The following is a 25,884-nucleotide window of genomic DNA, read 5'->3' as shown; positions in this document are numbered from 1 at the left end:
ATGTCCGATTTGCCCATATGTCCGGGTAGAACCGAAATTTCACCAGAACGGCTGCGGAACGTCCGTCGTCCGCACCCACCGCGGCATCCGCTCCGCCTTGTCGCTGAGCGCCGTCAGCACGGAGAGCCGGTACAGCGCCAGCCTGCGCCGCCACTCGCGGATGTCCTCCACGTAACGCTCCCCCACCGCGGCGTCCCACGTCTGCGGGCTCCTCGACAGCGAGTACGCCTTGTCCAGCGTGGTCGTGAGCGCGTCCAGGCGCGGCAGCAGCTCCTCCCAGGCGTCGATCAGCTTCTGGTAGTCGGGGTTCCACTTCCACGGGTGCTGCAGGCCGTCGGAGCCGCCGGGCGAGGCGGGCGGGGACTCGTTCGCGCCCTTGGGGCGGGGGGCCGGCGGGTCGGCGTACATCACTGGCTCCTCTCCGGGCGGCCCGGGTCGATCGCCCCGAGCGGGCCGTCCGGGCCCACGTCCTCGGGGGCCCACTCGCCCTTGCCGTACTCGCCTGCGGGGATCTGGACGGAGGGCATGTCCTGGGGCTGGATGTCGCGGTGGTGGTCGATCACGGTTCTCAGGGCGTCCAGGGTGGGTGGGGTGGTGTCGGAGGTGACCACGTCGCCGTCGTCCTGGACCTGGTCCACGTCGTAGGCGATCATGATGTTGTACGCGGGGTCCGCGCCGCCGTTCCCCTGCTGTTCGGGCGCCGCCCCGTAGCCCGTACCCGCCGCGTTGCCGCCCGGCGCGGGGGTCTGCGCGCCGCCGCCCTGGCCCGTCTCGGGGGCTGTGCCTGGGGTGTCGGCGGGGTTGGTGGGTGGGATGGCGACCGGCTCGCCTGGGCGGCCTGCGCCCTGCTCAGGCGGGTCTCCTGCGGGCTGGTCCCCCGCAGGCTGATCGTCCGTACGCCCGTCACCGGCAGGCTGGTCGTCGGCGGGCTGGTCGTCCGTACGTCCGTCGCCGGCGGGCTGGTCGCCCGTTGGCGCGTCGTCTTTCGGCTGGTCGGGGGTGGTGTCCTGGCCCGAGCCGCAAGCGTCATCACCGGGTGTGGTGCTGACCTCCGCCACGCCGCCCCCGGCCACGCTCGTCGTGTCCGTCCCAGGAGGCGTCAGCGGCGCGCCCGTGCTCGCGCCGCCCGCGTCGATCGACCCGGCGGGCCCGTCCGGGCGGATGTCCCGCTCGGCCCATTCGCCCTTGCCGTACTCGCCCTCCGGCACCTGCACCCCCGGCATGTCCTGCGGCGCGATCTGCCGGTGGTCCTCGATGACCGTCTGGAGGGCGTCCAGGTCGGGCGGGTTCGCCTCGGAGGAGACCACGTCGCCGCCGTCGGCGGGGAGCTTCGGCATGTCGGCGGGTTGGACCTGGTCCGGGTTCTTGAGCATGTCCTCGATCACGGCCGCCTGGGGCGCGTCGAGCGGCACTTGCAGGACCTTGACGCCGTCCACCACCACGACGCGCGGCTGTGCGGCGCTCTGGCCGTTCGCCGCGGGGGTGTCGGTGTCCTTGGCGGGCGTGTCCGTGTCCTTGGCAGGGGCGTCGGTGTCCTTGGCCGGCGGTTCCGTCACGCCGCGATCCGTCTCGGTCCCCTGATCGCGCCTGCTGCCCAGATCGTCGTCCTTGGGCGACTCCGCGGGCCGATCCCCGGTCGTCCCCTCGGATCCCGTCCCCTTGCCCGCCGCGTCGTCGCAGGTCTTCCCGTCGGAGTCGGTCCCGGTCTTCCCATCGGCCCCGGTCTTTCCCTCGGAGCCGGTCTTCCCGTCAGAGCCGGTCTTTCCCTCGGAGTCCGTCTTCCCCTCCGAGCCAGTCTTCCCGTCTGAGCCCGTCACTCCGTCGGAGCCCGTCTTTCCTTCGGAGCCTGTCTTCCCCTCGGATCCGGTCTTCTGGTCCCCGTCACCGTCACTCTCACCGGTACGTGGGGTCCCGTACCGATCCCCATCCCCCCGCACGTCCTTGGGCCCATCCCCCTCGACCCGCTTCTCCAGCACGGCCAGCCGCCCATCGACGTCCCTGACCATCTCCCCCACGGCATCCGCCACCTGCACGGGCCGATGGCTGGCCACGACGGGCACCCCGATGCGCGCCATGGTGGCCCGGACCCGATCCTCCACCCCGCGCATCTGCTCGGCCGCGTGTTTCACCTCGGTCAGCAGGTCACGGACCAACTGGGGATCCATGCCGTCGTACTTGCCCATCGGCCACTCCCGGACGTCGCACCGCTCCGGGCCTCACCGTAATCACGGCCCGGAGGCGATGGCAGCCGGAATAAGCAGCCGGTATACGTCAGTCGTCGGTGGCGACGTACCCGATGATGCCGCGCAGCTTCTCCACCGGGATGGCCCCGCGCCGCAGCATGCGGGGCACGGCGGTGGTGAGGTCGAGGATGGTGGAGGGCGTGTGGTCGGTGGTCTTGCCGCCGTCGAGGTAGACCTCGACGGAGTCGCCGAGCTGTTCCTCGGCCTCCTCGGCGGTGGTCGCGGCGGGCGCGCCCGAGCGGTTGGCGCTGGAGACGGCCATCGGGCCGGTCTCCTTGAGCAGGTCGAGGGCGACCGGGTGCAGCGGCATGCGGACGGCCACCGTGCCCTTGGTGTCGCCCAGGTCCCAGGAAAGGGCCCTGTTGGCCTTGCAGACGAGCGTGAGCGGCCCGGGCCAGAAGGCGTCTATCAAGTCCTGCCCGTACGGCCCCAGGTCGTCCACGAGCGCTGTGGCGGCTCTGACGGTGCCCACGAGCACGGGCGGCGGCATGTCGCGGCCACGGCCCTTGGCGTCGAGCAGCGACTGGACGGCCGCCGGGGTGAAGGCGTCGGCGCCGATGCCGTACACCGTGTCGGTCGGCAGCACCACGAGGTCCCCGCGGCGCACCGCCGCGGCGGCCTCCATCAGCGCGATGGCCCGCTGGTCGGGGTCGGAGCAGTCAAAACGTCGTCCCACGGCGTGCATCCTAGTCCTGGCCCAGCCGGGCCGTGACGAAGCGGTCTCTTCTGGTCAGGTCCTGGCGCAGGCGTACGTCGCGCCAGCCGTTGTCCTCGGGGAAGGTCAGGTACACGGCCCTGCCCTGCTCGTCGGCGTGTTCGACGGCCACCCAGCCGCCGGGGCGCAGCAGGCGGCGGGCGGTGCGTTCCACCGCGCGCACCTCGCCGAGCCCGTCGTCGCCCGAGCCGTACAACGCCCTGGAGGGGTCGTAGTCGCGCACCTCTGGGTCGCGCGGGATCGCGCCGGGCGGGATGTACGGCGGGTTGGAGATGACCAGGTCGACCTTGCCGTTGAGCTCGGGCAGCGCTTCGGCGAGGTCTTCCGGGTGCAGGTGGGTGCGGCCCTGGCCGTGCTCGGAGATGTTGCGCTTGGCCCACGTGTACGCGGCGGGGTCGACCTCCACGGCGTGCACCTCGGCCAGCGCCACCTCCTGGGCGATGGACAGCGCGATCGCGCCGGAGCCGGTGCCGAGGTCGACGACGAGGGGCGCGTTGACGTCCATCTCGCGCAGGGTCTCGATGGCCCAGCCGGCCACCACCTCGGTCTCGGGCCGCGGCACGAACACGCCTGGCCCGACGGCCAGCTCCAGGTAGCGGAAGTAGGCGTGCCCGGTGATGTGCTGCAGCGGCTCGCGGGCCTCGCGCCGGGCGACGCCCTCCCAGAACAACGCGTCGAACTCGGAGTCCTTGACCGTGTGGAGCTCGCTCCTGCGCACGCCGTGGACGAACGCCGCGATCTCCTCCGCGTCGGTGCGCGGCGAAGGAACGCCTGCCTCGGCGAGCCGGGCGGTGGCGAGCGCGATCTCGTCCAGCAGAAATGTCATGAGTGTTGTGCGAGCTTCTCCGCCGTCTCGGCGTCGATGAGGGCTTGGGTGACGGCGGTCAGCTCGCCGTCGAGAACCTGGTCGAGGTTATACGCCTTGAAGCCGACGCGGTGGTCGGAGATCCGGTTTTCCGGGAAGTTGTAGGTGCGGACGCGCTCGGAGCGGTCGACGGTGCGCACCTGCGACTTGCGCTCGGCCTGCGCGGCGGCCTCGGCCTCCTCCTGGGCGATGGCCAGCAGCCTGGCCCGGAGGATGCGCAGCGCCGACTCCTTGTTCTGGAGCTGGCTCTTCTCGTTCTGGCACGAGACGACGACGCCGGTGGGCAGGTGGGTGATGCGGACCGCGGAGTCGGTGGTGTTGACGCTCTGGCCGCCGGGGCCGCTGGAGCGGTAGACGTCGATGCGCAGGTCGTTGGGGTCGATCTGGACGTCGACCTCCTCCGCCTCCGGGTAGATCAGCACGCCGGCGGCGCTGGTGTGGATGCGGCCCTGCGACTCGGTGACGGGCACCCGCTGCACGCGGTGCACGCCGCCCTCGTACTTGAGCCTCGACCAGACGCCCTCGTCGCCCTTGGCCCGGATGCCGACCGTGACGTCCTTGTATCCGCCCAGGTCGGAGGGCTGGCTGTCGATGATCTCGGTCTTCCAGCCGAGCCGCTCGGCGTAGCGCAGGTACATCCGCAGCAGGTCGCCCGCGAACAGCGCGGACTCCTCGCCGCCCTCGCCCGCTTTGATCTCCATGATGATGTCCTTGTCATCGTTGGGATCGCGCGGGATGAGCAGGTGCCTGAGCTTCTCCTCGAGCTGCGGGACGCGCTCCTCCAGCTCGGCGGCCTCGGCGGCGAACGCCTCGTCCTCGCCTGCCAGCTCCTTGGCGGCCGTCAGGTCCTGGCGGACCGAGTCGAGCTCGCGGTAGGTGCCGACGATCGGGGTGAGCTGCGAGTAACGACGACCGAGCGTGCGGGCCTTGTTCTGGTCTGCGTGCACGGCGGGGTCGGCGAGCTGCAGCTCCAGCTCGGAATACTCCTTGAGCAACTCGTCGAGATTCACCGTGGGTCCCTTGTTTTCGTGAAGTGTGGCCGTTTCACCAACAACGCCGACCCGGCCGCACAGGGTGCGTCCGAGCCGGCGTGGGTGGAGCTACTTGCCCGTGGCCTTCTTGCCGAAGCGCTTCTCGAAGCGGGCCACCCGGCCGCCGGTGTCGAGGATCTTCTGCTTGCCCGTGTAGAACGGGTGGCAGGCCGAGCACACGTCGGCGTGGATGACGCCGTTCTTGGCGGTGCTACGGGTGGTGAACGTGTTACCGCAGGAGCAGGAGACCTGCGTCACGTGGTAGTCAGGGTGGATGTCGCGCTTCATCGCTGTCCTTTCGGGGCGCGGCCGCCGGGTCGCCTTCACGCATGGCGTGAACCGGAACCGCGAAAATGGTCAGCTACCAGTGTGCCAGATCGTGTAACCATCCCAGGCCATCGGTCATTCCCGTCGATCAGCGCCCGAGGTACGTCAGGACGGCCAGCACCCGCCGGTGGTCCTCAGGCGCCGGGCCCAGCGCCAGCTTGGCGAAGATGCCGGAGATGTGCTTCTCCACGGCGCCCTCCGTGACGACCAGGCGGGCCGCGATGGCAGTGTTGGAGCGGCCCTCCGCCATCAGGGCCAGCACCTCGCGCTCGCGCGGCGACAGCGAGTCGAGCGGGGCGCCGCGGCGCTGGCGGCTGAGCAACTGCACGACCACCTCCGGGTCGATGACCGTGCCGCCCGCCGCCACCTGCCGCACCGCGGCGAGGAACTCCGTCACGTCCGCCACCCGCTCCTTCAGCAGGTAGCCGACTGCCCTGCCGATGAGGTCGCCCGCGTAGCGCTCCTCGACGTACTGCGACAGCACCAGGATCGGGAAGCCGGGCCTGACCGCGCGCACCCGCAGGGCGGCGCGCAGGCCCTCGTCGGTGTGCGTGGGCGGCATTCGCACGTCGACGATGGCCAGGTCGGGCTCGTGCTCCAGCACCGCCGCCTCCAGGGCGGCCCCGTCGGAGACGGCCGCCACGGTCTCGACGCCGCCGTCGGCCAGCAGCCGCGCCAGCCCCTCACGCAGCAGTACGGAGTCCTCCGCGATGACGACACGCATGACTCGTGACTACCACTCGCACGGCAGCTCCGCACGGATGAACGTGGGGCCGCCCATGGGGCTGTGCACGACCAGCACGCCGTCGATGGTGGCCGCCCGGTCGGCCAGCCCCGACAGCCCGCCTTCCGGTACGACGGCCGCGCCGCCGATGCCGTTGTCCCACACGTCCACGACCACGCCGCGCCGGTCCCTGAACACGGTCACCGACGCCTCCGTCGCTCCCGAGTGCTTGGCCATGTTGGCCAGCGACTCGGCCACGGTGAAGTATGCGATGCTCTCCACCGCGGCCGGCGGCCGGTCCGCCAGCTCGACCGACACGTCCACCCTGATCGGCGCCCGCGCCGCCAGCCCCGACAGCGCCGCGTCCAGCCCCCGGTCGCTCAGGATGGCCGGGTGGATGCCCCTGGCCAGGTTCCGCAGCTCGGCGATGGCCGCCTTGGTGCCGGCGTGGGCCTGCGCGATGAGCTCCCTGACCGTCTCGGGGTCGCTGTCGAACTTCGCCTGCGCCCGCCCCAGGTCGACCGCCACCGACAGCAGCCGCTGCTGCGCGCCGTCGTGCAGATCGCGCTCGATCCTGCGCCGCTCCGCCTCGGCCGCGTCCACCCCGCGTGCCCTGCTGGCCCGCAGCCGCTCCTCCTCGCCCCCGCCGAGCAGGACGGTGGCCAGCGTCCCGTGCAGCCAGGCCATCCCCCGGACCAGGTAGAGGCACCCGATCAGCGCCGGCACGCCGCAGACGCCCGCGAACCAGGCCTCCGTCCAGCCCTCCACGAAGTACCCGGAGCCGCCGCTCGCCTCCTGCAGCCCGTACAGCATGGGGGCCAGCAGCAGCCCGCCCGCGACCATCCACGACATGAACGACAGCACGCCCTCGACGAAGCCGAGCGGCAGCAGCATGAGCAGGTAGCCCAGGTCGCGCCAGGTCGCCGGGTCCTTCATCAGCCACCGCACGTGCGCGCCCAGCCCCCGCCTCGGGCGCGGCCGGTACGGGTCTGCGATGTCGAGCCCGAACGCCAGCCGCAGCACCCGCCGCTCCAGCCTGGCCCCGCCGCGCCACAGCAGCATGGTGGCGATGACCAGCGGCACCCCGACCCAGACCACCGCCAGGGCGAGCGACACGGAGATCGTGATGGCCAGCACGAAGTACCACATCAGCCCGAACGCCCCGCTGACCAGCAGGTACGGCGCCGCGCGCCACGTCATCGGATCCACCAGCAAGCCGATCGGCCCCAACGGCCCCCACGGCACGCGGTCTTTCAACGCCACCGTTCGCATGCCGACAGCGTCCCCCGGGGGCGGGGTCGCCGGGAATACGGCGAGCAGCAGTCAAGGGGTGGGGCTAGCTCCACCCCCGGGGTGAGGCAGGCGACTCCGGCCACGCACCACAGCACGCGAAAGGGGCGGCGGGAAGAACCCGCCGCCCCTTTCGGGAGAGCCTGCCGCTAGTCGCGGTCGTTGCTCACCGTGGTCTTCTGAACCTGAAGGAGGAACTCCGCGTTGGACTTCGTCTCCTTCATCTTCTCCAGAAGCAGCTCCAGCGCCTGCTGCATGTCGAGCGCGTGCAGCACTCGCCGCAGCTTCCAGACGATCTGCAGCTCCTCCTTGGCCATGAGGATCTCTTCCTTACGGGTGCTGGACGCGTCGACGTCCACCGCGGGGAAGATGCGCTTGTCGGCCAGGGAGCGGTTGAGCTTGAGCTCCATGTTGCCGGTGCCCTTGAACTCCTCGAAGATGACCTCGTCCATCTTGGACCCGGTCTCGACCAGGGCCGTGGCGAGGATCGTCAGCGAGCCGCCGTTCTCGATGTTGCGGGCGGCGCCGAAGAAGCGCTTGGGCGGGTAGAGCGCCGTGGAGTCGACACCACCGGACAGGATGCGCCCGGACGCCGGCGCGGCCAGGTTGTAGGCGCGGCCGAGCCGGGTGATCGAGTCGAGCAGCACGACCACGTCGTGGCCCAGCTCCACCAGGCGCTTGGCGCGCTCGATGGCGAGCTCGGCGACCGTGGTGTGGTCCTCGGCGGGACGGTCGAAGGTCGAGTGGATGACCTCGCCCTTGACCGACCGCTGCATGTCGGTGACCTCTTCGGGGCGCTCGTCCACGAGCACGACCATGAGGTGGCACTCGGGGTTGTTGCGGGTGAGCGCGTTGGCGATGGCCTGCAGCACCATCGTCTTACCGGCCTTGGGCGGGGAGACGATGAGGCCGCGCTGGCCCTTGCCGATCGGCGAGACGAGGTCGATGATCCGCGTGGTGAGGATGTTCGGCTCGGTCTCGAGGCGCAGGCGCTCCTGCGGGTAGAGCGGCGTCAGCTTGTTGAAGTCGGGCCGGTTGCGGGCCTGCTCCGGGTCCATGCCGTTGACGGTGTCGAGGCGGACCAGGGCGTTGAACTTCTCGCGGCGCTCGCCCTCGCGCGGCTGCCTGACGGCGCCGGTGATGACGTCGCCCTTGCGCAGGCCGTTGCGGCGGATCTGGGCGAGCGAGACGTAGACGTCGTTGCTGCCCGGCAGGTAGCCGCTGGTCCTGACGAAGGCGTAGTTGTCGAGGATGTCGAGGATGCCGGCGATCGGGATGAGCACGTCGTCGTCGCCGATGACGGGGTCGCCGGCCTCGAAGCGCTCGCGGCCGCGGCCACGGTTGCGCTCCCTGAAGCGGCCCCTGCGGCTGCGCCCGCCGCGGTCGTCGTCGTCGCCGTCGCGAGTGTCGCGAGCCCCGTCACGGGGGCCCCCGCGCTGGTCGCCACGGCTGTCGGCGGCGACGCGGTCGCGCTCGCCACGTCCGTCGCGACCGTCACGGCCGCCGTCGCGACCATCGCGGCCGTCACGGCCACCGTCGCGGCTGTCACGGCCGTCGCGCCCATCACGAGCACTGTCACGAGCGCCGTCACGGGCACTGTCACGGGCGCCGTCGCGAGCACTGTCACGGGCGCCGTCGCGGGCGCCGTCACGGCTGCTCTCGGCGCGACCGCCCTCACCGCGGTCGCCGCCGCGGTCGCCACGCTCGCGGCGCTCGCCGCGGCTGCGGCGCTCGCGCCTGCTCTCGCCACGCTCGGAGCGCGACTCGCCCTGCGGGGCCTCCGCGGGCTGGGCCTGCTGCTCCACGACGGGCTCCGCCGCGGTCACGGCGACCGGCTCGGGCGCGGCGGTCACGGGCTCGGGAGCCTGCGCGGCGGGCTGCGGAGCGGTCTCCTCAGCGGGCTTCTCCACGGTCTTGGTGCGGGAACGTTCCCTGCGCGTACGGGTGGGCCGCTCGGCCGCGGGGGCCGCCTCCGCCGGGGCCGGGGCGGGCTCGGCCACAGCCGCGGCCGTCGGTGCGCCATCTCCGGATCCGCCACCCTGCTTCTCCTGGATGGCCGCGATGAGCTGGCTCTTCCGCATGCGCCCGGTCCCGCTGATGCCCAGCTCAGCTGCCATCTTCTGCAGCTCGGGCAGCACCTTGGCGGACAGGCCGGTGCCGGAGCGACGCGCACGCGGCTTGGCCGCTGCGCGGGTGGGGGTGTCGCCGGACGCCGGCTCAGCGCCTGATGCGTCGGAGAGGAGTTCGGTGGTGTCGCTCAACTAAAAGGTCCTTCCCAGGGGTCGGGCGCCGGATTTGTTCTTCCGAGCGTCCCGGAGGTGCTTGCGATCCGGCGGGACAGACCGGGTCGGGGTGCACTTTGCGATCTTCGGCTGTCGATGCAGACGGCCGCCACTCTTGGGGAGGGGTTCTTCCACGCCGCCGATGGCCCTTGGCGCGTGGCTGACACCCCCCAGATTGCTGTCGCCAACCAGATGTCGATGTGATTCGAACGCGCAGATCCCCGTCGTCGCCACCTCACGTCGAGCCAACCGGGTGTGGGCCAACCGGAGGCAACGGATTCCGGGGAGACAGCCGCGCTGCTTCCGCCTCGCGACGTGAAGCATGATGCAGCGATGTGTGGCTGACAAGCACGCACCCACCAAGGGGGCATCTGGTGCGGCTATCAGCCTAACATCACCAGCGCACACGGCTATTCCCTGAAGGTCTAAAGAGGCATCAGCGTGTCTCGGGGAACTGAACGTTCGCACCAACCGGGTCGACGTCCATTAGCTGGATGTGCCAGTCATTACCCACTTCTGGCGCGATCAAATCCTGCGTATCCGAGGTCGAAAACGCAAGAACCGTGGGACCCGCTCCCGAAACGACCGCGGGCACGCCCACTGCACGGAGACGTTCTACCAGATCCGCGCTCGCCCTCATCGCAGGCGCGCGGTATCCCTGGTGGAGCCGGTCTTCTGTGGCGGCGAGCAGCAGCTCTCGCTCGGGCCGTCGGGTCAGCGCGGCGATCAGCAACGCGGCCCTGCCGGCGTTGAAGGAGGCGTCCTTGTGGGGCACGTCCTTCGGCAGCAGCCCCCGCGCCGCCTCCGTGGAAAGCCGGGTCGAAGGAACGACGACGACTGGACGAACGCGCTGGTCGGGAGCCAGTCTCACCATACGCGGCAGCCCGTCGTGGTCGGACCACGAGATGGTCAGCCCGCCCGCGAGACAGGGCGCGACGTTGTCGGGATGCCCTTCCATCTCGGTGGCCAGGGCGTAGACGTCGTCGTCGGAGAGTTCGCTGTCGGCCAAAGCGCGCGCGGCGAGAATGCCCGCGCACACCGCCGCCGACGACGATCCCAGCCCCCGCGCGTGCGGGATCCGGTTGCGGCAGTGCAGCCGTATGCCTTCCGGCTGAGGCACGCCCATGCGCTCGAACGCCTTGCGCATGGCCTTGACGACCAGGTGGCCCTCGCCGGAATCCACCTCCCCCGCACCTTCGCCCTCCACGGTGACGTGCACGCCCCGCTCCCCCGTGAGCGTGGCGCGCACCTCGTCGTGCAGGCTCAGCGCGAGCCCGAGCGCGTCGAAACCCGGCCCCAGGTTCGCCGACGTCGCGGGCACGCGAATGTCAACGGTCCTCATTGATTCACTTTTCCCTCGTCACTCCCCGTCAGGCGAGGTTGAGCGCCGCCGCGGCGGCGTGCACGTCGATGGGGATGACCACCGGCGCCGGGGCCCCCGAAATGGCCCAGTCAGGGTCCTTCAGCCCGTTGCCCGTGACCGTGCAGACGATGCGCTGCCCCGCCTCAACCATGCCCTGCGCGTGCGCCTGCAGCAAGCCCGCGACGCTGGCGGCCGACGCCAGCTCCACGAACACGCCCTCTTCCTGCGCCAGCAGCTTGTACGCGGCCGCGATCTGCCGGTCGGTCACCGCCTGGATGGTGCCGCCCGAGTCGTCGCGCGCCGCGGTGGCCAGCGCCCAGGAGGCGGGGTTGCCGATGCGGATCGCGGTGGCGATCGTGTGCGGATGCGCCACCGGCGCGCCATCGACGATCGGCGCCGCGCCGCTGGCCTGGAAGCCGAACATGCGCGGCCGCTTCGTCGAGACGCCGTCGTCGGCGTACTCCTGGTAGCCCATCCAGTACGCCGAGATGTTGCCGGCGTTGCCGACCGGGATGCAGTGGATGTCCGGCGCGTCGCCGAGCGCGTCGACGATCTCGAACGCCGCCGTCTTCTGCCCCTGCAGCCTGAACGGGTTCACGGAGTTGACCAGGGCGATCGGGTAGCTGGACGACAGCTTGCGGGTCATCTCCAGACAGTCGTCGAACGACCCCTCGACCTGCAGCAGCGTGGCCCCGTGAACGAGCGCCTGGGCCAGCTTGCCCATGGCGATCTTCCCGCGCGGCACCAGCACGGCGCAGGTCAGCCCCGCGCGAACGGCGTAGGCGGCGGCGGACGCCGAGGTGTTGCCCGTGGAGGCGCAGATGACCGCCTTGGCCCCCTCCTCGACCGCCTTGCTGATGGCCATCGTCATCCCGCGGTCCTTGAAGCTGCCCGTCGGGTTGGCCCCCTCGACCTTCAGGTAGACGTCACACCCCGTGAGGGCCGAGACGCGGTGGGCGGGCACCAGCGGCGTGCCGCCTTCGAGCAGCGTGATGACCGGCGTCTTCGCGGTGACCGGAAGACGCTCGCGGTACTCCTCGATGAGGCCACGCCACGACCTGCTCATGATGACTCCCTACCTGCGGTGTTGGGCACCGAGTGTACGGGGTGTACGCGCGTGCCGCGGAGCCGCGTCCACGGGTCGGACGTCCGCGCCTGATCCACATTGGACAGGAGCACTATTCAGGAAATTCTCAGCATCTCCCGATAAGGTCGCGGAAGGGGGTCACGACCATGAACGCGCGTCCTGCTCTGAGGCAGAACGACTACTCACCACTGGCGGCACCGCAGCTCGGCGCCTGGTCACCCGCCCTTTCCGTGAGCGTGGTGGTACCCGCGCACGGCGGGCAGGACAAGCTCGACCTGACGCTGGCGGCACTGGCCGCGCAGACGTACCCGGCGCACCTCATGGAGGTCCTGGTCGTCGACGACGGCAGCCGGCCGCCGATCCGGCTGCCGGAGATCCGCCCGGTCAACACCCGTCTCGTACGGGTACAGGACGGCTGGGGCATCTCCAACGCCGTCAACACCGGCGCCAAGGCCGCCGACGGCGAGATCATCCAGCGGCTCGACTCCGACATGGTGGCCTGCCGCGAGCACATCGAGGCGCTGGCCCGGTGGCACCACGTGACCGACTACCTGGTCACGATCGGGATGAAGAAGTTCGTCGACGCGCCGCCCGTCACACCGCGCCAGGTCTTCCACGCCGGGCACCTGGGAGAGCTGTTCGACCTCGACGGGGCCGTGGCCAGCTCGACCGAGGCGACGATCGCCAAGACCGACGGGCTGCGCAAGAGCCGCAACCCGTACCACGTCTGCACCGGCCCGACCTTCGCGCTGCCCCGCGAGGTCTTCCACGCCGTGGGCGGCCTCGACCCGACCGTGATCCGCGGCGAGGACACCGAGTTCTCCTACCGGCTGGCCATGCACGGCGTCGTCTTCGTCCCCGACCTGAGCGCCCAGGCCGTCCACCTCGGGCTGCCCTCCCAGCACCGCGACCGCGAGCGCGCCGTGCGGGCCGTGGAGCCGTACCTGGCGCACCGCATCCCGCTGCGCAGGGACCTGCGCAAGGACCGGGGGCGGCGGTGGCTGGTGCCGTACGTGGAGGTGGTGCTCGACGTCACCGACACCAGCGAGTCCGTGGTGCGGCAGGCCGTGGCCGCCGCCCTGGACGGCAAGCTGCAGGACGTCGTCGTGACGCTGGTGGGGCCGTGGTCACGGCTCTCCCCCGAACGTTTCGGCCTGTCGGACCCGTGCTTCGAGCTGCGGCTCATGCGCGACCTGTTCGCCAACGACGAACGCATCAGGCTCATCGACGAGGCCGCGCCGACGCCCGCGCCGACGCCGTTCCGCTACCGGGGGCCGGTGGACGTGCCGCTGCACCGGGCGACGCTGGAGCGCATGGTCGAGTCGGTGCAGAAGGACCTGGCCGGGGTGCTGGTCGTGGACCTGCCTGACGGGCGGACGGCCCGGCTCGAACGGACCTCCGCCCTGGGGCGGGCGCTGCTGCTCACGGGGGCCGGGGAGGACGTGGACGAGGTCATCTCGGCTACGCACGGCGTACGGCACGAGCCGCCGGATCGGTTCTGGCCCGCGCCCGCCCAGCCCGAGCCGGTCACCATCCCCGCGCCGCCCGCCGCGCCTGAACCCGTGCCGGTTTCGGTCGAGTCTCCGGAGAACTCGCTGCTCCGCCGCCTGAAGTCCGCCCTGCGCCCGAACTGACGGCCGGTCAGGCGCGCGCTGGAGGCCAGGCCACGCCGCAGGCGGCCGGTCCGGCGCCCGCCGCACGCCACGCCACGCCGCAGGCGGCCGGTCCGGCGCGCGCCGCGCAGGCCACGCCACGCCATGCGACCGGCGGGCGGTCGGGCGCACGCCAGGCCACGCGACGCGACGCCATCGGCGGCCGGTCAGCCGTGCTCAGGCCGAAGCCGCGCGACCGGCGGCGGGTCAGCCGCGCAGTCGTTTGCGCAGGGCGCGTTTCATGGTGGTGGAGACGAGCGTGCGCAGCCCCTGCTGCGCCCGGTTGGCGGCGGCGAGCTGGCGGCGCAGGGCACCCACCTCACGGCGCAGCTCCACGGTGGACTTGCGCCACCGCCCCGCCTCCTCCCGCCACTTGGCCACCTGCGCCCGCAGCCGCTCGGCCTCCTTGGCCAGCCTGTCGGCCTCGGCCTGCGCCTCCAGGCGCGCCCGGTACGCCCCCCGCCGTCCCAGCGGCACAGCGGCCTCGGTGGAGAAGCCGTAGGTCTCGCCCTCGACCCAGGCCACCCCCGAAACTTCGTCCACCACGTCGTCCAAATCCTCACCGGCGGTGACGACGAGGCGGGCCCTGGCGAAGGCGGAGGCCCGCTCCAGCCGCGCCGCGACGACGCCTTCGGACGATTCGTGCAGCAGGACGTTCACCAGGCCGAGGCCGTCGTCGCGGGCCAGGTCGAGCAGCCGGGCGAGGGTGTCCTCGCCGGGGACCCAGCCGGCCGGCAGGTGGAGCACGAAGGGCACGGCCGGGTCCACGTCCAGCGTCTCGGCCAGGTGGACGCGTCCCTCGTGCAGGTAGTGCCCGTGGACGAGGACCAGCTCCAGGTCCGGGTCGCGGAGCGGGGCGCGGCGGTCGCGTTCGAGGGTGGACCAGGGGCCGGTGAGCAGCACCGACACGTCGGGCACGGTGCCGGCGAGCACCGCGTCGACCGTCGCGCGCACGTCGTCGTAGCCGCGCGTCCCGTCCACGACCGCCGTCACGTACGGGACCTTCCACTGACGGCCCGGATGCCCGCGCAGCCAGCGGTAGGCCGGGATGCGGTCGGCGACGAACGCGTGGCTGACCCGGTCGATCGGCTGCTTGTCGCGCATGCGCATGGTCGGCCCGAGGTGGTAGGCGCGGGCGGCCGGTTCTGGGACGAAGACGGCGCCCGCCTGCCAGAGCCGGTAGCCCAGCTCGGTGTCCTGGCCGAGTATCAGGTCCTCGTCCATGGGCCCGGCCGCCTCGATGAGCCGGGCGTTGACCGAGGTGGCGCCGCCGACGTGCAGGCTGAAGGGGCGCTGCGGGTTGTCGGTGAGGCCGTCGGTGCGCTCGACCAGGTCGACGATCCAGGTGTGCGGCTCGGCCGGCTCGAACGCCGCCTCCAGGTCGTCCGGCAGCTCGGCGCCGGCTTCGGCGGTGGTGAAGCGGAGGTAGCCGGTGACGACGAGGTACGGGGCGGCGTGGTGCCAGCGCATGTGCGCCTCGACGGCGCCGGGCGTGAGCACCACGTCGGAGTCGAGCCAGTGGATGACCTCGCCCTTGGCCTGCGCCAGGCCGGCGTTGCGTGCGCTGGCCCGGCCGGGGCGGTCGCAGACCACCAGCCGGGCGGACGTGCCCTCGGGCAGGCGCAGCGGCGGCGAGCTGCCGTTGTCGACGACGATGATCTCGGTGAGCTCCGCCGGGTACGTCTGCCTGGCCAGCGCGGCGAGCACCAGGTCGAGCTTGTCCTGACCGCCGTAGGCCGGGATGACGACGCTGACGGTGAGCCGGGGCGTGAAGTGTTCGTCGGGGGCGAGAACCCGGTAGTCGTTCCCGCGCACCCTGCCGCGTCCGGTCATGCGGCTTCCATCAGCAGGCTCGGGCGGAAGCCGCGCCACTGGTTGACGGCCACCTTGAGGAAGTGGGACAGCGGGAGCTGCCAGGTGTGGTCGGCGCTGAGGCCGCGGCGCAGGACGTAGCCGAGCCCGTGGGTGCGGTAGACGCGGGCGTCCGCTTTCTGCGCCGCTTTCAGGAATTCGAGATCGACGGCACGCGGCAATCCCGGAAATCCCCCTATTTCATGGAATTTCGCGCGGGACACCATGATCGTGCCACCGGCCACGTGATCGGCGAACACCTCGCTCGGATAGCTCGCCCCGCTCGCGAACGTCGTCCGCCTGACCGTCGCCTGCAACGGCTCCAGGTAGAAGAACTCGGCCGTGGTGCCCACCACGTCGGCCCCGGTGTACGACATCGCCATGAACAGGTCGGCCAGGTGGCGCGGGCCGTACCAGTCGTCGTCATCCCATTTCGCCAGATGGTCACCACTGGCGAGCCCGGCGGCCTGGTTGAGCACCTCGCCGAACGGCACGGACGACTGCGCCTCCACCCACCGCACGGGCAGCGAGCAGGCCGCGACCGCGTCGCGCACCTCGTCGTGACGCACCCCGTGCAGCCCCAGCAGCACCTCCGCGCGGACGTCCCGCTGGCGCTCCATCTGGGCCAGCGCCTGGCCGACCAGGGCGGGCCGCTTGGTCGCCATCACGATGCTGACCTGCGGGGCGGCGACGGGGTGGGCGAGGCGGCGCAGGCGTACGCTGTGCTCCTCGCGGCGCAGGTCGCCCAGCGAGCGGGCGGTGCCGTCGGCGGCGTGGTCCAGCCACTCGCGGTCGGTGAGCAGCGCCGCGAGGTCGCCCGGCACCCACGGCGGCGCGTTCTCCGCCGTCAGCGGCACCCCGGCGGCGGCCAGGCCCAGCAGGCCGTCGAGCGGCACCCGCCCGTCCGGCCACTCGATCTCCAGGCCGCGCAGCGGGCGCAGCGCCGGCACGTCGGGCGGCTGACCCTCCACCGCCCAGCCGGTGTCGCCCCAGTGCAGGCGGGCCAGCCCCTTCTCCGGCGTACGCGTGAAGCCGCAAGGGGTGACGGACATGGGTGGTGTGCTCCTTGGCCGCTCGGGGTGTGATCGGCGCCTACCTTACGCCCGTTTTACTGGCGAGTAGACCCGCATGACAGATTCGGCAGGACCTGCCCTTCGCCTGATGATTCGCTGGGAACCTCCTGAAAGTTGTGGCACGGTGGTGACCCATGTTGATTAGGGTGTCAATAGTCCACAAATGTCCTTGAAGCCTCCGATGTCCTCCCAGTCGTGAACAACGAAAGGTATGCGCGGATGCTCTCGCCCCGCCGGCTGGCGGCGACCGCCGCACCCCTCGCAGCGCTGGCCCTCGGTGTGCTCGCGCTCCTCGTCCTGGCCGACCTGATCACGCTCGGCGCCGCCGCGACGACCGTGGCGTTCCTGGTCGTGCTGGCCGTGCTCGCGCTGCTCGTCCTCACCGTGCGCCGCCTCGACGGCAAGGCGCACCGCATCGACCTGCGCATCAAGAAGCACGAGGCCGAGCTGGCCAGGACCACCGCCGCGCTGAAGACCATCGAGACCAGGCTGGACGTGCTGGTGCAGGCCGTCGAGGACTCCGCCGCGCGCCGCGCCGACGACCTCGGCGCGATCCTGGCCTCCCTCGGCGAGGACCGCGTCAACGCCATGGCGCGCGCCCGCGAGGTGGAGGAGCTGCGCGAGGAGGTCAGGAGCCTGGCCAAGGACCGCGTATGACCCGGATCAGGCACAACGACTACGGCGTGCTGCGGCCCCCGGAGCCCGGCTCGTGGCAGCCGTCGCTGCGGGTGTCGGTGGTCATCCCCGCCTACGACTGCCAGGAGGCGCTGGAGCGCACGGTGCCCGCGCTGGCGCGGCAGACGTACCCGGCCGAACTGGTCGAGGTCATCGTCGCCGACGACGGCAGCGACCCGCCGCTGCGGGTGCCGGGCGCGCGGGTCGTCCGGGTGGCCGACGGGTGGGGACGCGGTGCGGCCAGGCAGGCGGGACAGCTCGCGGCCACCGGCGACGTGATCCACTGGCTGGACTCCGACATGCTCCTCGCCGACGACCACCTGGAAGCGCACCTGCGCTGGCACCACCTGATCGACTACGCGGTGGTGATCGGCGAGACGCGGTTCGTGGACGCGCCTGGTGAGGAGGGCGAGCCCACCGCGTACACGCGGAAGATCCTCGACTCGACGCGGCGGCTCAGGGACGCGGGGGCGAACCCGTACCTGCTGCACACAGGCGCCTCCACCTCCGTGCGCGCGGAGCTGCTGCGCGCGGCGGGCGGCGTGGACGCCCGCCTCAACATGGCCGAGGACACCGAGCTCGGCTACCGGCTCGCCCAGGCGGGCGCGGTGTTCATCCCCGACGCCGAGGCCAGGGCGTGGCACGTCGGGCCCTCCACCGTGATGCTGCGGGAGAAGGAGGTGCACCGGCACAACTGGTCGTACCTCGGTGATTTGATCCCCGATCTGCGCTGGCTGCGCGGGCATCCGCGACGGCACTGGCTGGTGCCGTACGTGCGGGTCGCGGTGACGGCCACGACGTACGAGGAGACGCGCGCGAGCGTGGACTCGGCGCTCGCGGGCACGCTCACCGACGCGGCGGTCACCCTCGTCGGGCCCTGGAGCAAGCTGACCGGCGAGCGGCGCTCGAACCTCGACGACCCCATGCTGGAGCTGCGTCTCCTGCACAACCTGTACGCGCACGAGCCCCGCGTCGAGTTCGCGGAGAGCGTACCGGTGTCGGCGGCGCCGGCCCCGTTCCTGGTCACGTTGCCCGCCGGGTGGGTGCTGGGTGCCGACTCGCTCGCCAGGCTCGTCCGGCACGCCGACCGCGACCTGCTCGGGCTGGTCAGCGTGGCACTCGCGGAGAGCTCGGAAGGTGTCGTGGCCGTCCGGCTGGAGCGCACGGCCGCCTTCGCCCGCGCCGCGCTGTTCCCCGGCAGGGCGGACGACCTGGTGGACGAGATGTTCGGGTCGGAGTGGGTGAGCGGCGCAGAGTACGACGTCGTTCCGGCGGACGAGGCCGAGCCTCTGGCCGGGGAGCCCGCCAAGTGGCGGGCGCTGGCCGGGCAGCGGGCGGCCGAGATCAAGGAGCTGAAGGCCACCGTGGAACGGCTGTCCGCCGAGGTCGAGCGGCTCGCCCAGGAACCCGCCGCCGAGCAGGAGCCGCCACGGGCGCAGGGGCCGGGCGGGCCGCTCACCTCGCTCATGCGCCACCTCCGGAGCACCGGATGATCGAGCGGCTGCTGGCGGAGCTGCGCGGGGCGCGGGTGTTCTTCGCCGGGATCGACGACAGCGCCCATCTGCACGGCGCGGTGGACCTGGACAGGGACCTGCTGGAGCCGCACGCCGAGCCCGAGCGCTGCCGCGACGTGCTGGTGCTCGCCATGACGCCCGCCGACCTGCGCAGGATCGCCACCCTGCACAAGCTGCTGCCGCACGCCGAGCGGGTCGTCGTCGCCGTGCTCGACACGCCCGCCTCGCACCCGGCGCCCGTTCCCACGCCGACGCCCGCGCACCGGTGGCGGGCGCTCACGGACCTGCGGGTCTACCAGCCGAAGAACCGGGTGTGGGTGGTGGACGCGCGCTTCTCCGCCGCAACGCCCGCCGGCCGCACCGTGACGGCCACGGCCCGCGCGTTCGCCGGGCACCGCCTCGACGTGATCGCGGCGCCGGCGGCGGCGATCGCGGGCGTCGGCGCGGCCGACTGGCGGCCGGGAGACCCGAACGCGACACCCGCCGAGGTCGGCGGGCCCGTGCCTGAGCGGGTCGGCGCGCCGGGCGGCGACGTGGTGCTGCGCACGCTGACAACGGACGTGCTGGACCCTGCGCCTGGCCCGGACGCGTCCCCGTCCACCACCGGTGTGTCCTTCGCGGCGCCCGAGGCCGCATGGGCGGGGGCCGAGACCCCGATCGAGCGGCCCACTCTCGAAGCTGTGACCTGGGAACGGCTGGGCCGGCCCGGCATGGCGGCCTCGCCGCTGGCCGACCCCGACGTGCTCGCCGAGCCGTCCATGATCCCGCCCGTGGACGAGCGCCTGGTGAACCCGCAGGGCTTCGTCACCACCCCGTCACGCGGCATGGCGTCCCTGGCCGAGCGCGACGGGCGCTGGTCGGTGCTGCTGGACGGGAAGGTCGTGACGTCGTTCGCCGAGTCGGGCGGCGTCACCGACGCCGACGTGGCCAGGCTGCGCCAGATCAGAGGCGTCGAGGTCGACTGGCGGCACGCGCACAGCGGCCCGCTGACGGCCGTACGGGTGCTGGCCGGGCTGAGCGCCGCCGGGGTGCCGCTGGTCGCCGGCACGGTGCCGCGCTGGGCGGGCGCGCTCGGCGACGAACTCGTCGCGCTGCTCACCCGTACCCCTGATTTGGCGGACGAGCTGCGGCGCGAGGAGCACAGCATCCTGCTGCGCCGCGCGGCGCTGCGCACCCACGGCGTGGCCGCCCGCTGGGAGCAGCTCGGCGCGCCGGCGCCCGCTCCCCCGCTCACCTCGGTGCTGCTGGCCACCCGCCGCACCGACATGGTGTCGTTCGCGCTCGGCCAGATCGCCCGCCAGCGCGGCGCCGAGCTGGAGGTCGTCCTGGCGCTGCACGGCGTGCCCGCCGGGCATCCGGACGTCGCCGCCGCGATCTCCGCGTTCGACGGGCCGCTGACCGTGTTCGAGGCCGACCGGCGGGCCGTCTTCGGCGAGGTGCTGAACCTGGCCGCCGCCAGAGCCGCCGGGTCGTTCCTGCTGAAGATGGACGACGACGACTGGTACGGGCCCGACTTCCTGGCCGACCTGCTGCTGGCGCACTCCTACTCGGGGGCGCAGGTGGTCGGGACGGTGCCCGAGTTCGTGTACCTGTCGTCCATCGACGTGACCGTGCACCGGCGGCAGGTCACCGAGCAGATCACCAGCTTCGTGGCCGGCGGCACGATCCTGGTCGAGCGGTCGGCGTTCCAGGCGGTGGGCGGGTTCCGGCCGCTGCCGCGCTCGGTGGACACGCAGTTCCAGGAGGCGCTGCAGGCGGCGGGCGGGCAGATCTACCGGACGCACGGCCTCGGGTACATCCTGCGCAGAGGCCCCGCCGCCAACCACACCTGGCAGGAGCCGATCGGCACGTTCCTGCAGCGCAACAGGCGGCAGTGGCGCGGCTTCCGGCCCAACGCGCTGATGGCGCTCGAAGAAAGCCCTCTCCCGTGACCACCTCCCGCATCCCGCGCAAGTCCGCGCACAACCCTCACGACTCCGCGCGTATCCCGCACAACGACTTCGGCGTGCTCACCCCGCCCGCGCTGGGCGACTGGGAGCCCACGCTCACGGTCACCGTCGTCATCCCCGCCCACGACCGCCAGGAGACGCTCAACCTCACACTGGCGGCCCTGTCGGCGCAGAGCTACCCCGGCCACCTGATGGACGTCGTCGTGGTGGACGACGGCAGCACCACACCGCTCCGCCTGCCGGAGACCGTCCCGGCCAGGACCAAGCTCATCTCCGCCCCGCCCGGAGGCTGGGGCCGCGCCTGGGCGGTGCAGGCGGGCATCGACACGGCGGCGGGCGAGGTCGTCTTCGTCCTGGACGCCGACATGGTGCCGCACCGCCGCCACGTCGAGGCGCAGCTCCGCTGGCACCACCTGGCCCCGTACGTGGTGGCGCTCGGCTGGATCGACTTCACCGGCCCCGGCCCGCTCCCCACCCCGGAGGACGTCGTGTCCGCCCTCGCGGCGGGCTCGGAGGAGCGGCTCTTCCCCCTGTCGCCGCACCGCCACGACTGGGCCGAGCAGATCATCGCCGACCACGACGGCCTGCGCACCGCCCCCAATTCCCTGGCCACCAGGATCCACGTGGGGGCCACGGTGTCGTACCCGGCGGCGCTGCTGCGCTCGGCGGGCGGCATGGACACCTCCCTGGTGCTGGCCGAGGACACCGAGCTGGGCTATCGGCTCACGCAGGCGGGCGCCGTCTACGTGCCCGACCCCGAGTCCAGGGCCTGGCATCTCGGGCTGCCGACGGCGATGCGCGACCACCGGGCGCTCAAGCGGCACAACGATCCGTACGTCGCCGACCGGGTGCCGTACCGGCGCTACCTGCGGGCGGACGCGGGCCGGCAGTGGCTGGTGCCGTACGTGGACGTAACGGTCGCGGAGGGCTCCTACGAGGACGTACGGGCCACCGTGGACTCCCTGCTGGGCGGCTCGCTGCCCGACGTCAGGGTCACCGTCGCCGGAGCGTGGAACCTGCTCACCCCCGACCGGCGCCCCCCGCTGACGGACCCGCACCTCGACCTGCGCCTCGTCCACGCCGCCTTCGACCACGACCCCCGCGTCCACTTCACCCCGCCGCGCGCGGGCACGGCCCCGTTCCGGCTGTCGGTGCCGCCGGGGTGGGTCGTCTCCAAGGACACCGTGGAACGCCTGGTCGCCCACCTGGAGCAACACGACTCCGGCTCACTCTGCGTCGCCCTGGAGGAGACCGCGCGCGGCGTCACCGTCGCCCGCCTGGACCGCACGGCCGCCCTGTCCCGCGCCGCCCTCGTCGCCGCGCCGGGCGAACACCTGGACGACCTCGTGGACTCGCTGTTCGGGCTGGAGTGGGTGGACGGGGAGACGTGGGGCTTCAAACGCCGGCCCGCCGTCTACCCGCCGCGCCGGCGCCCGCCGTCCGAGGTCGCGGTGCTCACGGCCGAGCACGAGAAGGAGGTCGCCCGCTACCGCAAGCGGGTCGCCGCCCTGCGGGCCGAGCTCGCGCAGGCGCGCAGGGAGGCGGGCAAGAACGGGCGGGACGCGGCGCGGTGGCGCGAGAAGGCCGAGACGTGGCGCCGGGAGGCGGTGCGGCTGGCCGGGGAGCGGAACCGCACGGTGCTCAGGCGCGCGGTACGCCGCGTCCGCGACCTGGCCTTTCCCGGCGACTGACCCCTACGCGCCGGTGTCCTTCGGGTGCCGGTCGGAGGCGTACACGAAGTGCACGGTGTGCCGGTCCATGTCGACGAGGTATCGCACGCGTCCAGCAGCGGTGACCTCGAACTCCCACTGTGGCAGGTCACGGCCGCCGAGGCTCGCGGTGGCCAGACGGCCGCGCAGCCGGTGCTGCCGATCAGGGTTGTCCGTAGAGAGCGGGTCCGTGCGCAGCGCCTCGTAGCAGCGGCGGGCGTTTCCCGGGACCTGCGCGCACAGTGCCGCCCACCCCTTGGCCGCTTCGTTGGTGGCGAACCGCATGCGCCACTCGTCGCCCGTCAGAGGAGGCGCCACGTCGTCCCCACGCTTGGGGCTCACGGCGCGAGCACCTCACCGTGGTCCTCGTCCGGCAAGGAGCGGGTGAGGTGGGCGGTCAGCGCCGGATCGGCCAGGATGCGAGCGGTCGCCCGCCACTCGGCGATCACTCTGTGCAGGGTGGCGTGAACGTCCAGCTCGGCGGCGTCCTTGGTGGCGTCCACGAGGTCACGGACGAACTCGCCTTGCTCCTCGGTGGACAGGTGCCGGGTCCACGAGAAGACGGCGGGAAGCGCGTGCTCGACCGCCCGGACGCCTTCCTCGCTCATGACGAGCGCCGAGAGCAGGTGAGCCACGACACTCGCGGTCTCCTCCCGCTCCCGGTCGTGCCGGGCGGTCGTGAGGTAGAGGTCCTCACCGTCACGCCGCCTGATGTGCACGCGATGCGCGCGGCTGACCGTTTCGGCGACTTCCTTGGAATGTTTGGAGAGATCGCTGAAAGGAACCGTCGGCGTATCCACGCGACGACCGTACTTCGGAACTTATTCCGAAGTCAATCGGCCCTACTCGTCGCCCTCCACCCGCATCACGCTGGCCACCGCCCGCACGATGTCCAGCTCCCGCAACCCCGCCATCGTCGCCGACAGCGCCGCGTCCGTGGCCCGGTGGGTGACGATGACGAGCTGGGCGTCGTCGCCGTGGCCCTCCTGCCGGACGGTCTGGATCGACACGTCGTGCTTGGCGAACAGCTCCGCCACCTGCGCCAGGACGCCCGGCTTGTCGGCGACGTCCAGGGCCACGTGGCAGCGGGTGACGGTCTCGCCCATCGGGTGGACGGCCAGGTCGGCGTAGGTGGACTCCTCGGGGCCGTGGGTGCCCGCCAGGCGGTTGCGGCCGACGGCCACCAGGTCGCCGAGGACGGCGGAGGCGGTCGGGGCGCCGCCCGCGCCCTTGCCGTAGAACATGAGCTGGCCCGCCGACTCCGCCTCCACGAAGACCGCGTTGTACGCCTCGCGCACCCCCGCCAGCGGGTGGGAGCGGGGGATCATGGCCGGGTGCACCCGGACGCCGAAGGAGCGGCCGTCGTCGGAGCGGGCGCAGATGGCCAGCAGCTTGATGACGTACCCCATGGCCTTGGCGGAGGCCACGTCGGTGGCGGTGATCTCGGTGATGCCCTCGCGGTGCACCTCGTCGGCGCGTACGCGGCTGTGGAAGGCGAGCCCGGCCAGGATGGCGGCCTTGGCGGCGGCGTCGAAGCCCTCGACGTCGGCCGTCGGGTCGGCCTCGGCGTAGCCGAGCGTCTGGGCCTCCTCCAGCGCGTCGGTGAAGGACGCGCCCGTGGAGTCCATCTTGTCGAGGATGTAGTTGGTGGTGCCGTTGACGATGCCGAGCACCCGCTTGACGCGGTCGCCGGCCAGCGACTCGCGCAGGGGGCGCAGCAGCGGGATGGCGCCGGCCACGCTGGCCTCGAAGTACAGGTCGCCGTTGCCCGTGCGGGCGGCCTCGTGCAGGGTGGAGCCGTCTTCGGCGAGCAGCGCCTTGTTGGCGGTGACGACCGACTTGCCCCTGGACAGGGCGGCGACGATCAGCGAGCGGGCCGGCTCGATGCCGCCGATGACCTCGATCACGATGTCGACGTCGTCGCGGGTGACGAGGGACTCGGCGTCGGTGGTCAGCAGCTCGGGGTCGACGTCGATGTCGCGCTTGCGGCCCAGCCGGCGCACGGCGACGCCGGCCAGCTCCAGCGGCGCGCCGACGCGGGCGGCCAGGTCGTCGGCCTGCTCGTGCATGAGCCTGATGACCTGCGAGCCGACGACCCCGCAGCCCAGAAGAGCCACTTTCAGCGGTTTCACAGCTGCCCCCTCAACAGGTCGTCCTCGGTCTCGCCCTGCACGATCACCCGGGAGACGCCGTCCGAGACGGCGACCACGGCGGGTCTGGGCAGGTAGTTGTAGTTGCTGGCCAGCGAGCGGCAGTAGGCGCCGGTCGCGGCCACGGCGATCAGGTCGCCGGGGGCGAGGTCGGCGGGCAGGTGCAGGTCGCGGACGATGATGTCGCCGCTCTCGCAGTGCTTGCCGACCAGGCGGCTGAGCATGGGCTCGGCCTGGCTGGCCCGGCTGGCCAGCACGGCGGTGTACTCGGCGCCGTACAGGGCGGTGCGCACGTTGTCACTCATGCCGCCGTTGACGCTCACGTACGTGCGCAGCCCCTCGACGTCCTTGATCGTGCCGACCTCGTAGAGGGTGACGCCGCCGGGGCCGACGACGGTGCGGCCCGGCTCGACGGTCAGGCGGGGCACGGGCAGGCCCGCGTCCACGCAGACCTTGGAGACGATCTCGCGCAGGCCGTCGGCCAGCTCCTTGATGTCGGGGGCCTCGTCGCCCTCGACGTAGGCGATGCCGTAGCCGCCGCCGAGGTCGAGCTCGGGCAGGACCACGCCGTGCTCGTCCTTGATCTGGACGAGCAGCGCGGTCAGGCGGCGCGCGGCCACCTCGAACCCGGCCGTGTCGACGATCTGGGAGCCGATGTGGGAGTGCAGCCCGACCAGCTCAAGCTGGGGCAGGGCGAGGATCCGGCGTACGGCCTCGGCTGCCGCCCCGGTGTTCAGCGACAGGCCGAACTTCTGGTCGTCGTGCGCCGTCGCGATGAACTCGTGCGTGTGCGCCTCGACGCCGGTGGTGACCCTGATCATCACCTTGGGCCGCTTGCCGTGCTGCTCGGCGAGGAAGCCGAGCCTGGCGATCTCGTCGTAGGAGTCGACCACGATGTGCCCGACCCCGGCCTCCAGGGCCCTGGTCAGCTCGGCGACGGACTTGTTGTTGCCGTGCATGGTGATGCGTTCGGCGGGGAAGCCGACGCTCAGCGCGACCGCCAGCTCGCCGGCGCTGGCCACGTCGAGGCCGAGGCCCTCGGCCTGCAGCCAGCGCACGATCTCCTTGCACAGGAACGCCTTGCCGGCGTAGTGCACCTCGGAGCCGGCGAACGCCGTGGCGTAGTCGCGCATGCGCGAGCGCACGTCGTCCTCGTCGATGACGTAGAGGGGCGTGCCGTGATCGCGGGCCAGATCGCGGACGTCCACGCCGCCCACCGTGAGCGCGCCTTCGGTCCGGGTCGACGTTCGGGGCCAGATCGCGGGGTTGATCCGGTTGAGGTCGGCGGGCGCCAGCGGCGGGCGCTCCTGGGGCAGCATCTCAGCGTGCCGGTCCCCGGCGGGATGGGCGAATCGACTCACCCGATCGAGGCTATCGGAAGCGC

22 protein-coding genes are annotated in these 25,884 nt (G+C 72.2%); 5 read left to right on the top strand and 17 right to left on the bottom strand.

All coding sequences use genetic code 11. The annotated features are described in order from the left end of the window. Positions 1 to 39 precede the first annotated feature (39 nt). From ABD331_RS07575 to thrC, 11 genes are all read right to left on the bottom strand, one after another. Positions 40 to 408: a hypothetical protein gene (locus ABD331_RS07575; protein ID WP_344471971.1), complete on the bottom strand. Its 369-nt coding sequence runs from the start codon at positions 406 to 408 to the stop codon at positions 40 to 42. Then, complete coding sequence (locus ABD331_RS07570) at positions 408 to 2,183, bottom strand: hypothetical protein (protein ID WP_344471969.1); 1,776 nt, start codon at positions 2,181 to 2,183, stop codon at positions 408 to 410. The genes ABD331_RS07575 and ABD331_RS07570 overlap by 1 nt, the downstream gene beginning before the upstream one ends. Positions 2,184 to 2,271: 88 nt before the next feature. Then, a complete protein-coding gene (locus ABD331_RS07565) occupies positions 2,272 to 2,919 on the bottom strand; it encodes an L-threonylcarbamoyladenylate synthase (protein WP_344471967.1) in 648 nt (215 codons plus the stop codon). 10 nt (positions 2,920 to 2,929) lie between these two features. After that, entirely contained in the window at positions 2,930 to 3,784 is an 855-nt protein-coding gene (gene prmC / locus ABD331_RS07560; protein WP_148434966.1) for a peptide chain release factor N(5)-glutamine methyltransferase, read from the bottom strand. Beyond that, positions 3,781 to 4,833, bottom strand: coding sequence for a peptide chain release factor 1 (gene prfA, locus ABD331_RS07555; RefSeq protein ID WP_344471964.1), 1,053 nt, complete (start codon positions 4,831 to 4,833; stop codon positions 3,781 to 3,783). Before prfA ends, prmC begins: the two co-directional genes overlap by 4 nt. A 90-nt stretch (positions 4,834 to 4,923) precedes the next feature. Then, entirely contained in the window at positions 4,924 to 5,142 is a 219-nt protein-coding gene (gene rpmE / locus ABD331_RS07550; RefSeq protein ID WP_043616312.1) for a 50S ribosomal protein L31, read from the bottom strand. Between the two features lie 127 nt (positions 5,143 to 5,269). Beyond that, the gene (locus ABD331_RS07545) at positions 5,270 to 5,905 is read right to left on the bottom strand and encodes a response regulator (RefSeq protein ID WP_344471959.1); all 636 of its coding nucleotides are present in this window, start codon (positions 5,903 to 5,905) and stop codon (positions 5,270 to 5,272) included. A gap of 9 nt (positions 5,906 to 5,914) precedes the next feature. Then, positions 5,915 to 7,177 carry a sensor histidine kinase gene (locus ABD331_RS07540; RefSeq protein ID WP_344471957.1) on the bottom strand — a complete coding sequence of 421 codons (1,263 nt, stop codon included), beginning with the start codon at positions 7,175 to 7,177 and terminating at the stop codon, positions 5,915 to 5,917. A 167-nt stretch (positions 7,178 to 7,344) separates the two neighbouring features. Next, positions 7,345 to 9,456, bottom strand: coding sequence for a transcription termination factor Rho (gene rho, locus ABD331_RS07535; protein ID WP_344471955.1), 2,112 nt, complete (start codon positions 9,454 to 9,456; stop codon positions 7,345 to 7,347). 457 nt (positions 9,457 to 9,913) lie between these two features. Further along, on the bottom strand, positions 9,914 to 10,819 hold the full coding sequence (thrB, locus tag ABD331_RS07530) for a homoserine kinase (protein ID WP_148434962.1): 906 nt from the start codon (positions 10,817 to 10,819) through the stop codon (positions 9,914 to 9,916). Between the two features lie 28 nt (positions 10,820 to 10,847). Then, complete coding sequence (gene thrC / locus ABD331_RS07525) at positions 10,848 to 11,906, bottom strand: threonine synthase (protein WP_344471952.1); 1,059 nt, start codon at positions 11,904 to 11,906, stop codon at positions 10,848 to 10,850. Between the two features lie 167 nt (positions 11,907 to 12,073). Here thrC and ABD331_RS07520 point away from each other — a divergent pair, with 167 nt between their 5' ends. Further along, positions 12,074 to 13,561: a glycosyltransferase family 2 protein gene (locus ABD331_RS07520; protein ID WP_344471949.1), complete on the top strand. Its 1,488-nt coding sequence runs from the start codon at positions 12,074 to 12,076 to the stop codon at positions 13,559 to 13,561. A gap of 225 nt (positions 13,562 to 13,786) precedes the next feature. Here the strand turns inward: ABD331_RS07520 and ABD331_RS07515 are convergent, their stop codons facing one another. Together ABD331_RS07515 and ABD331_RS07510 are read right to left on the bottom strand one after the other, a co-directional pair. After that, positions 13,787 to 15,412: a glycosyltransferase gene (locus ABD331_RS07515; protein ID WP_344471947.1), complete on the bottom strand. Its 1,626-nt coding sequence runs from the start codon at positions 15,410 to 15,412 to the stop codon at positions 13,787 to 13,789. Then, positions 15,409 to 16,482 (bottom strand): glycosyltransferase family 2 protein, encoded by a 1,074-nt coding sequence (locus tag ABD331_RS07510; RefSeq protein WP_344471945.1) that lies wholly within the window; start codon positions 16,480 to 16,482, stop codon positions 15,409 to 15,411. The genes ABD331_RS07515 and ABD331_RS07510 overlap by 4 nt, the downstream gene beginning before the upstream one ends. Before the next feature lie 240 nt (positions 16,483 to 16,722). Between ABD331_RS07510 and ABD331_RS07505 the strand changes: the two genes are divergently transcribed. From ABD331_RS07505 to ABD331_RS07490, 4 genes are read left to right on the top strand one after another with little or no spacing between them, the layout of a single operon-like run. Next, positions 16,723 to 17,160, top strand: a complete 438-nt coding sequence (locus ABD331_RS07505; protein ID WP_344471943.1) for a hypothetical protein — start codon at positions 16,723 to 16,725, stop codon at positions 17,158 to 17,160. Further along, complete coding sequence (locus tag ABD331_RS07500; protein ID WP_344471941.1) at positions 17,157 to 18,671, top strand: glycosyltransferase family 2 protein; 1,515 nt, start codon at positions 17,157 to 17,159, stop codon at positions 18,669 to 18,671. Before ABD331_RS07505 ends, ABD331_RS07500 begins: the two co-directional genes overlap by 4 nt. Beyond that, positions 18,668 to 20,623 (top strand): glycosyltransferase, encoded by a 1,956-nt coding sequence (locus ABD331_RS07495; protein ID WP_344471938.1) that lies wholly within the window; start codon positions 18,668 to 18,670, stop codon positions 20,621 to 20,623. Before ABD331_RS07500 ends, ABD331_RS07495 begins: the two co-directional genes overlap by 4 nt. Next, on the top strand, positions 20,620 to 22,332 hold the full coding sequence (locus tag ABD331_RS07490) for a glycosyltransferase family 2 protein (RefSeq protein WP_344471936.1): 1,713 nt from the start codon (positions 20,620 to 20,622) through the stop codon (positions 22,330 to 22,332). The genes ABD331_RS07495 and ABD331_RS07490 overlap by 4 nt, the downstream gene beginning before the upstream one ends. Before the next feature lie 3 nt (positions 22,333 to 22,335). Here ABD331_RS07490 and ABD331_RS07485 read toward each other — a convergent pair whose 3' ends face one another. Genes ABD331_RS07485 through lysA form a run of 4 tightly spaced genes read right to left on the bottom strand, consistent with a single transcriptional unit; the run spans position 22,336 to position 25,861 of the window. After that, complete coding sequence (locus tag ABD331_RS07485) at positions 22,336 to 22,692, bottom strand: hypothetical protein (protein ID WP_344471934.1); 357 nt, start codon at positions 22,690 to 22,692, stop codon at positions 22,336 to 22,338. Beyond that, the gene (locus ABD331_RS07480; RefSeq protein ID WP_344471932.1) at positions 22,689 to 23,150 is read right to left on the bottom strand and encodes a hypothetical protein; all 462 of its coding nucleotides are present in this window, start codon (positions 23,148 to 23,150) and stop codon (positions 22,689 to 22,691) included. Before ABD331_RS07480 ends, ABD331_RS07485 begins: the two co-directional genes overlap by 4 nt. 42 nt (positions 23,151 to 23,192) lie before the next feature. Next, entirely contained in the window at positions 23,193 to 24,482 is a 1,290-nt protein-coding gene (locus ABD331_RS07475) for a homoserine dehydrogenase (RefSeq protein WP_344471930.1), read from the bottom strand. Continuing rightward, positions 24,479 to 25,861, bottom strand: a complete 1,383-nt coding sequence (gene lysA / locus ABD331_RS07470) for a diaminopimelate decarboxylase (RefSeq protein WP_344471928.1) — start codon at positions 25,859 to 25,861, stop codon at positions 24,479 to 24,481. The genes ABD331_RS07475 and lysA overlap by 4 nt, the downstream gene beginning before the upstream one ends. Between the last annotated feature and the right edge of the window lie 23 nt (positions 25,862 to 25,884).

This window comes from Nonomuraea monospora (assembly GCF_039531895.1).
GTDB lineage: Bacteria > Actinomycetota > Actinomycetes > Streptosporangiales > Streptosporangiaceae > Nonomuraea > Nonomuraea monospora.
Note: the sequence above shows the minus strand (reverse complement) of the source record. Positions and strands in the feature narration are given on the sequence as shown.

Coding starts and splice junctions, on each gene's coding strand:
- ABD331_RS07575 (WP_344471971.1), bottom strand. CDS start 408: ATGTACGCCGACCCGCCGGCCCCCCGCCCCAAGGGCGCGAACGAGTCC.
- ABD331_RS07570 (WP_344471969.1), bottom strand. CDS start 2,183: ATGGGCAAGTACGACGGCATGGATCCCCAGTTGGTCCGTGACCTGCTG.
- prmC (WP_148434966.1), bottom strand. CDS start 3,784: ATGACATTTCTGCTGGACGAGATCGCGCTCGCCACCGCCCGGCTCGCC.
- rpmE (WP_043616312.1), bottom strand. CDS start 5,142: ATGAAGCGCGACATCCACCCTGACTACCACGTGACGCAGGTCTCCTGC.
- ABD331_RS07545 (WP_344471959.1), bottom strand. CDS start 5,905: ATGCGTGTCGTCATCGCGGAGGACTCCGTACTGCTGCGTGAGGGGCTG.
- ABD331_RS07540 (WP_344471957.1), bottom strand. CDS start 7,177: ATGCGAACGGTGGCGTTGAAAGACCGCGTGCCGTGGGGGCCGTTGGGG.
- thrB (WP_148434962.1), bottom strand. CDS start 10,819: ATGAGGACCGTTGACATTCGCGTGCCCGCGACGTCGGCGAACCTGGGG.
- thrC (WP_344471952.1), bottom strand. CDS start 11,906: ATGAGCAGGTCGTGGCGTGGCCTCATCGAGGAGTACCGCGAGCGTCTT.
- ABD331_RS07520 (WP_344471949.1), top strand. CDS start 12,074: ATGAACGCGCGTCCTGCTCTGAGGCAGAACGACTACTCACCACTGGCG.
- ABD331_RS07515 (WP_344471947.1), bottom strand. CDS start 15,412: ATGACCGGACGCGGCAGGGTGCGCGGGAACGACTACCGGGTTCTCGCC.
- ABD331_RS07510 (WP_344471945.1), bottom strand. CDS start 16,482: ATGTCCGTCACCCCTTGCGGCTTCACGCGTACGCCGGAGAAGGGGCTG.
- ABD331_RS07505 (WP_344471943.1), top strand. CDS start 16,723: ATGCTCTCGCCCCGCCGGCTGGCGGCGACCGCCGCACCCCTCGCAGCG.
- ABD331_RS07500 (WP_344471941.1), top strand. CDS start 17,157: ATGACCCGGATCAGGCACAACGACTACGGCGTGCTGCGGCCCCCGGAG.
- ABD331_RS07495 (WP_344471938.1), top strand. CDS start 18,668: ATGATCGAGCGGCTGCTGGCGGAGCTGCGCGGGGCGCGGGTGTTCTTC.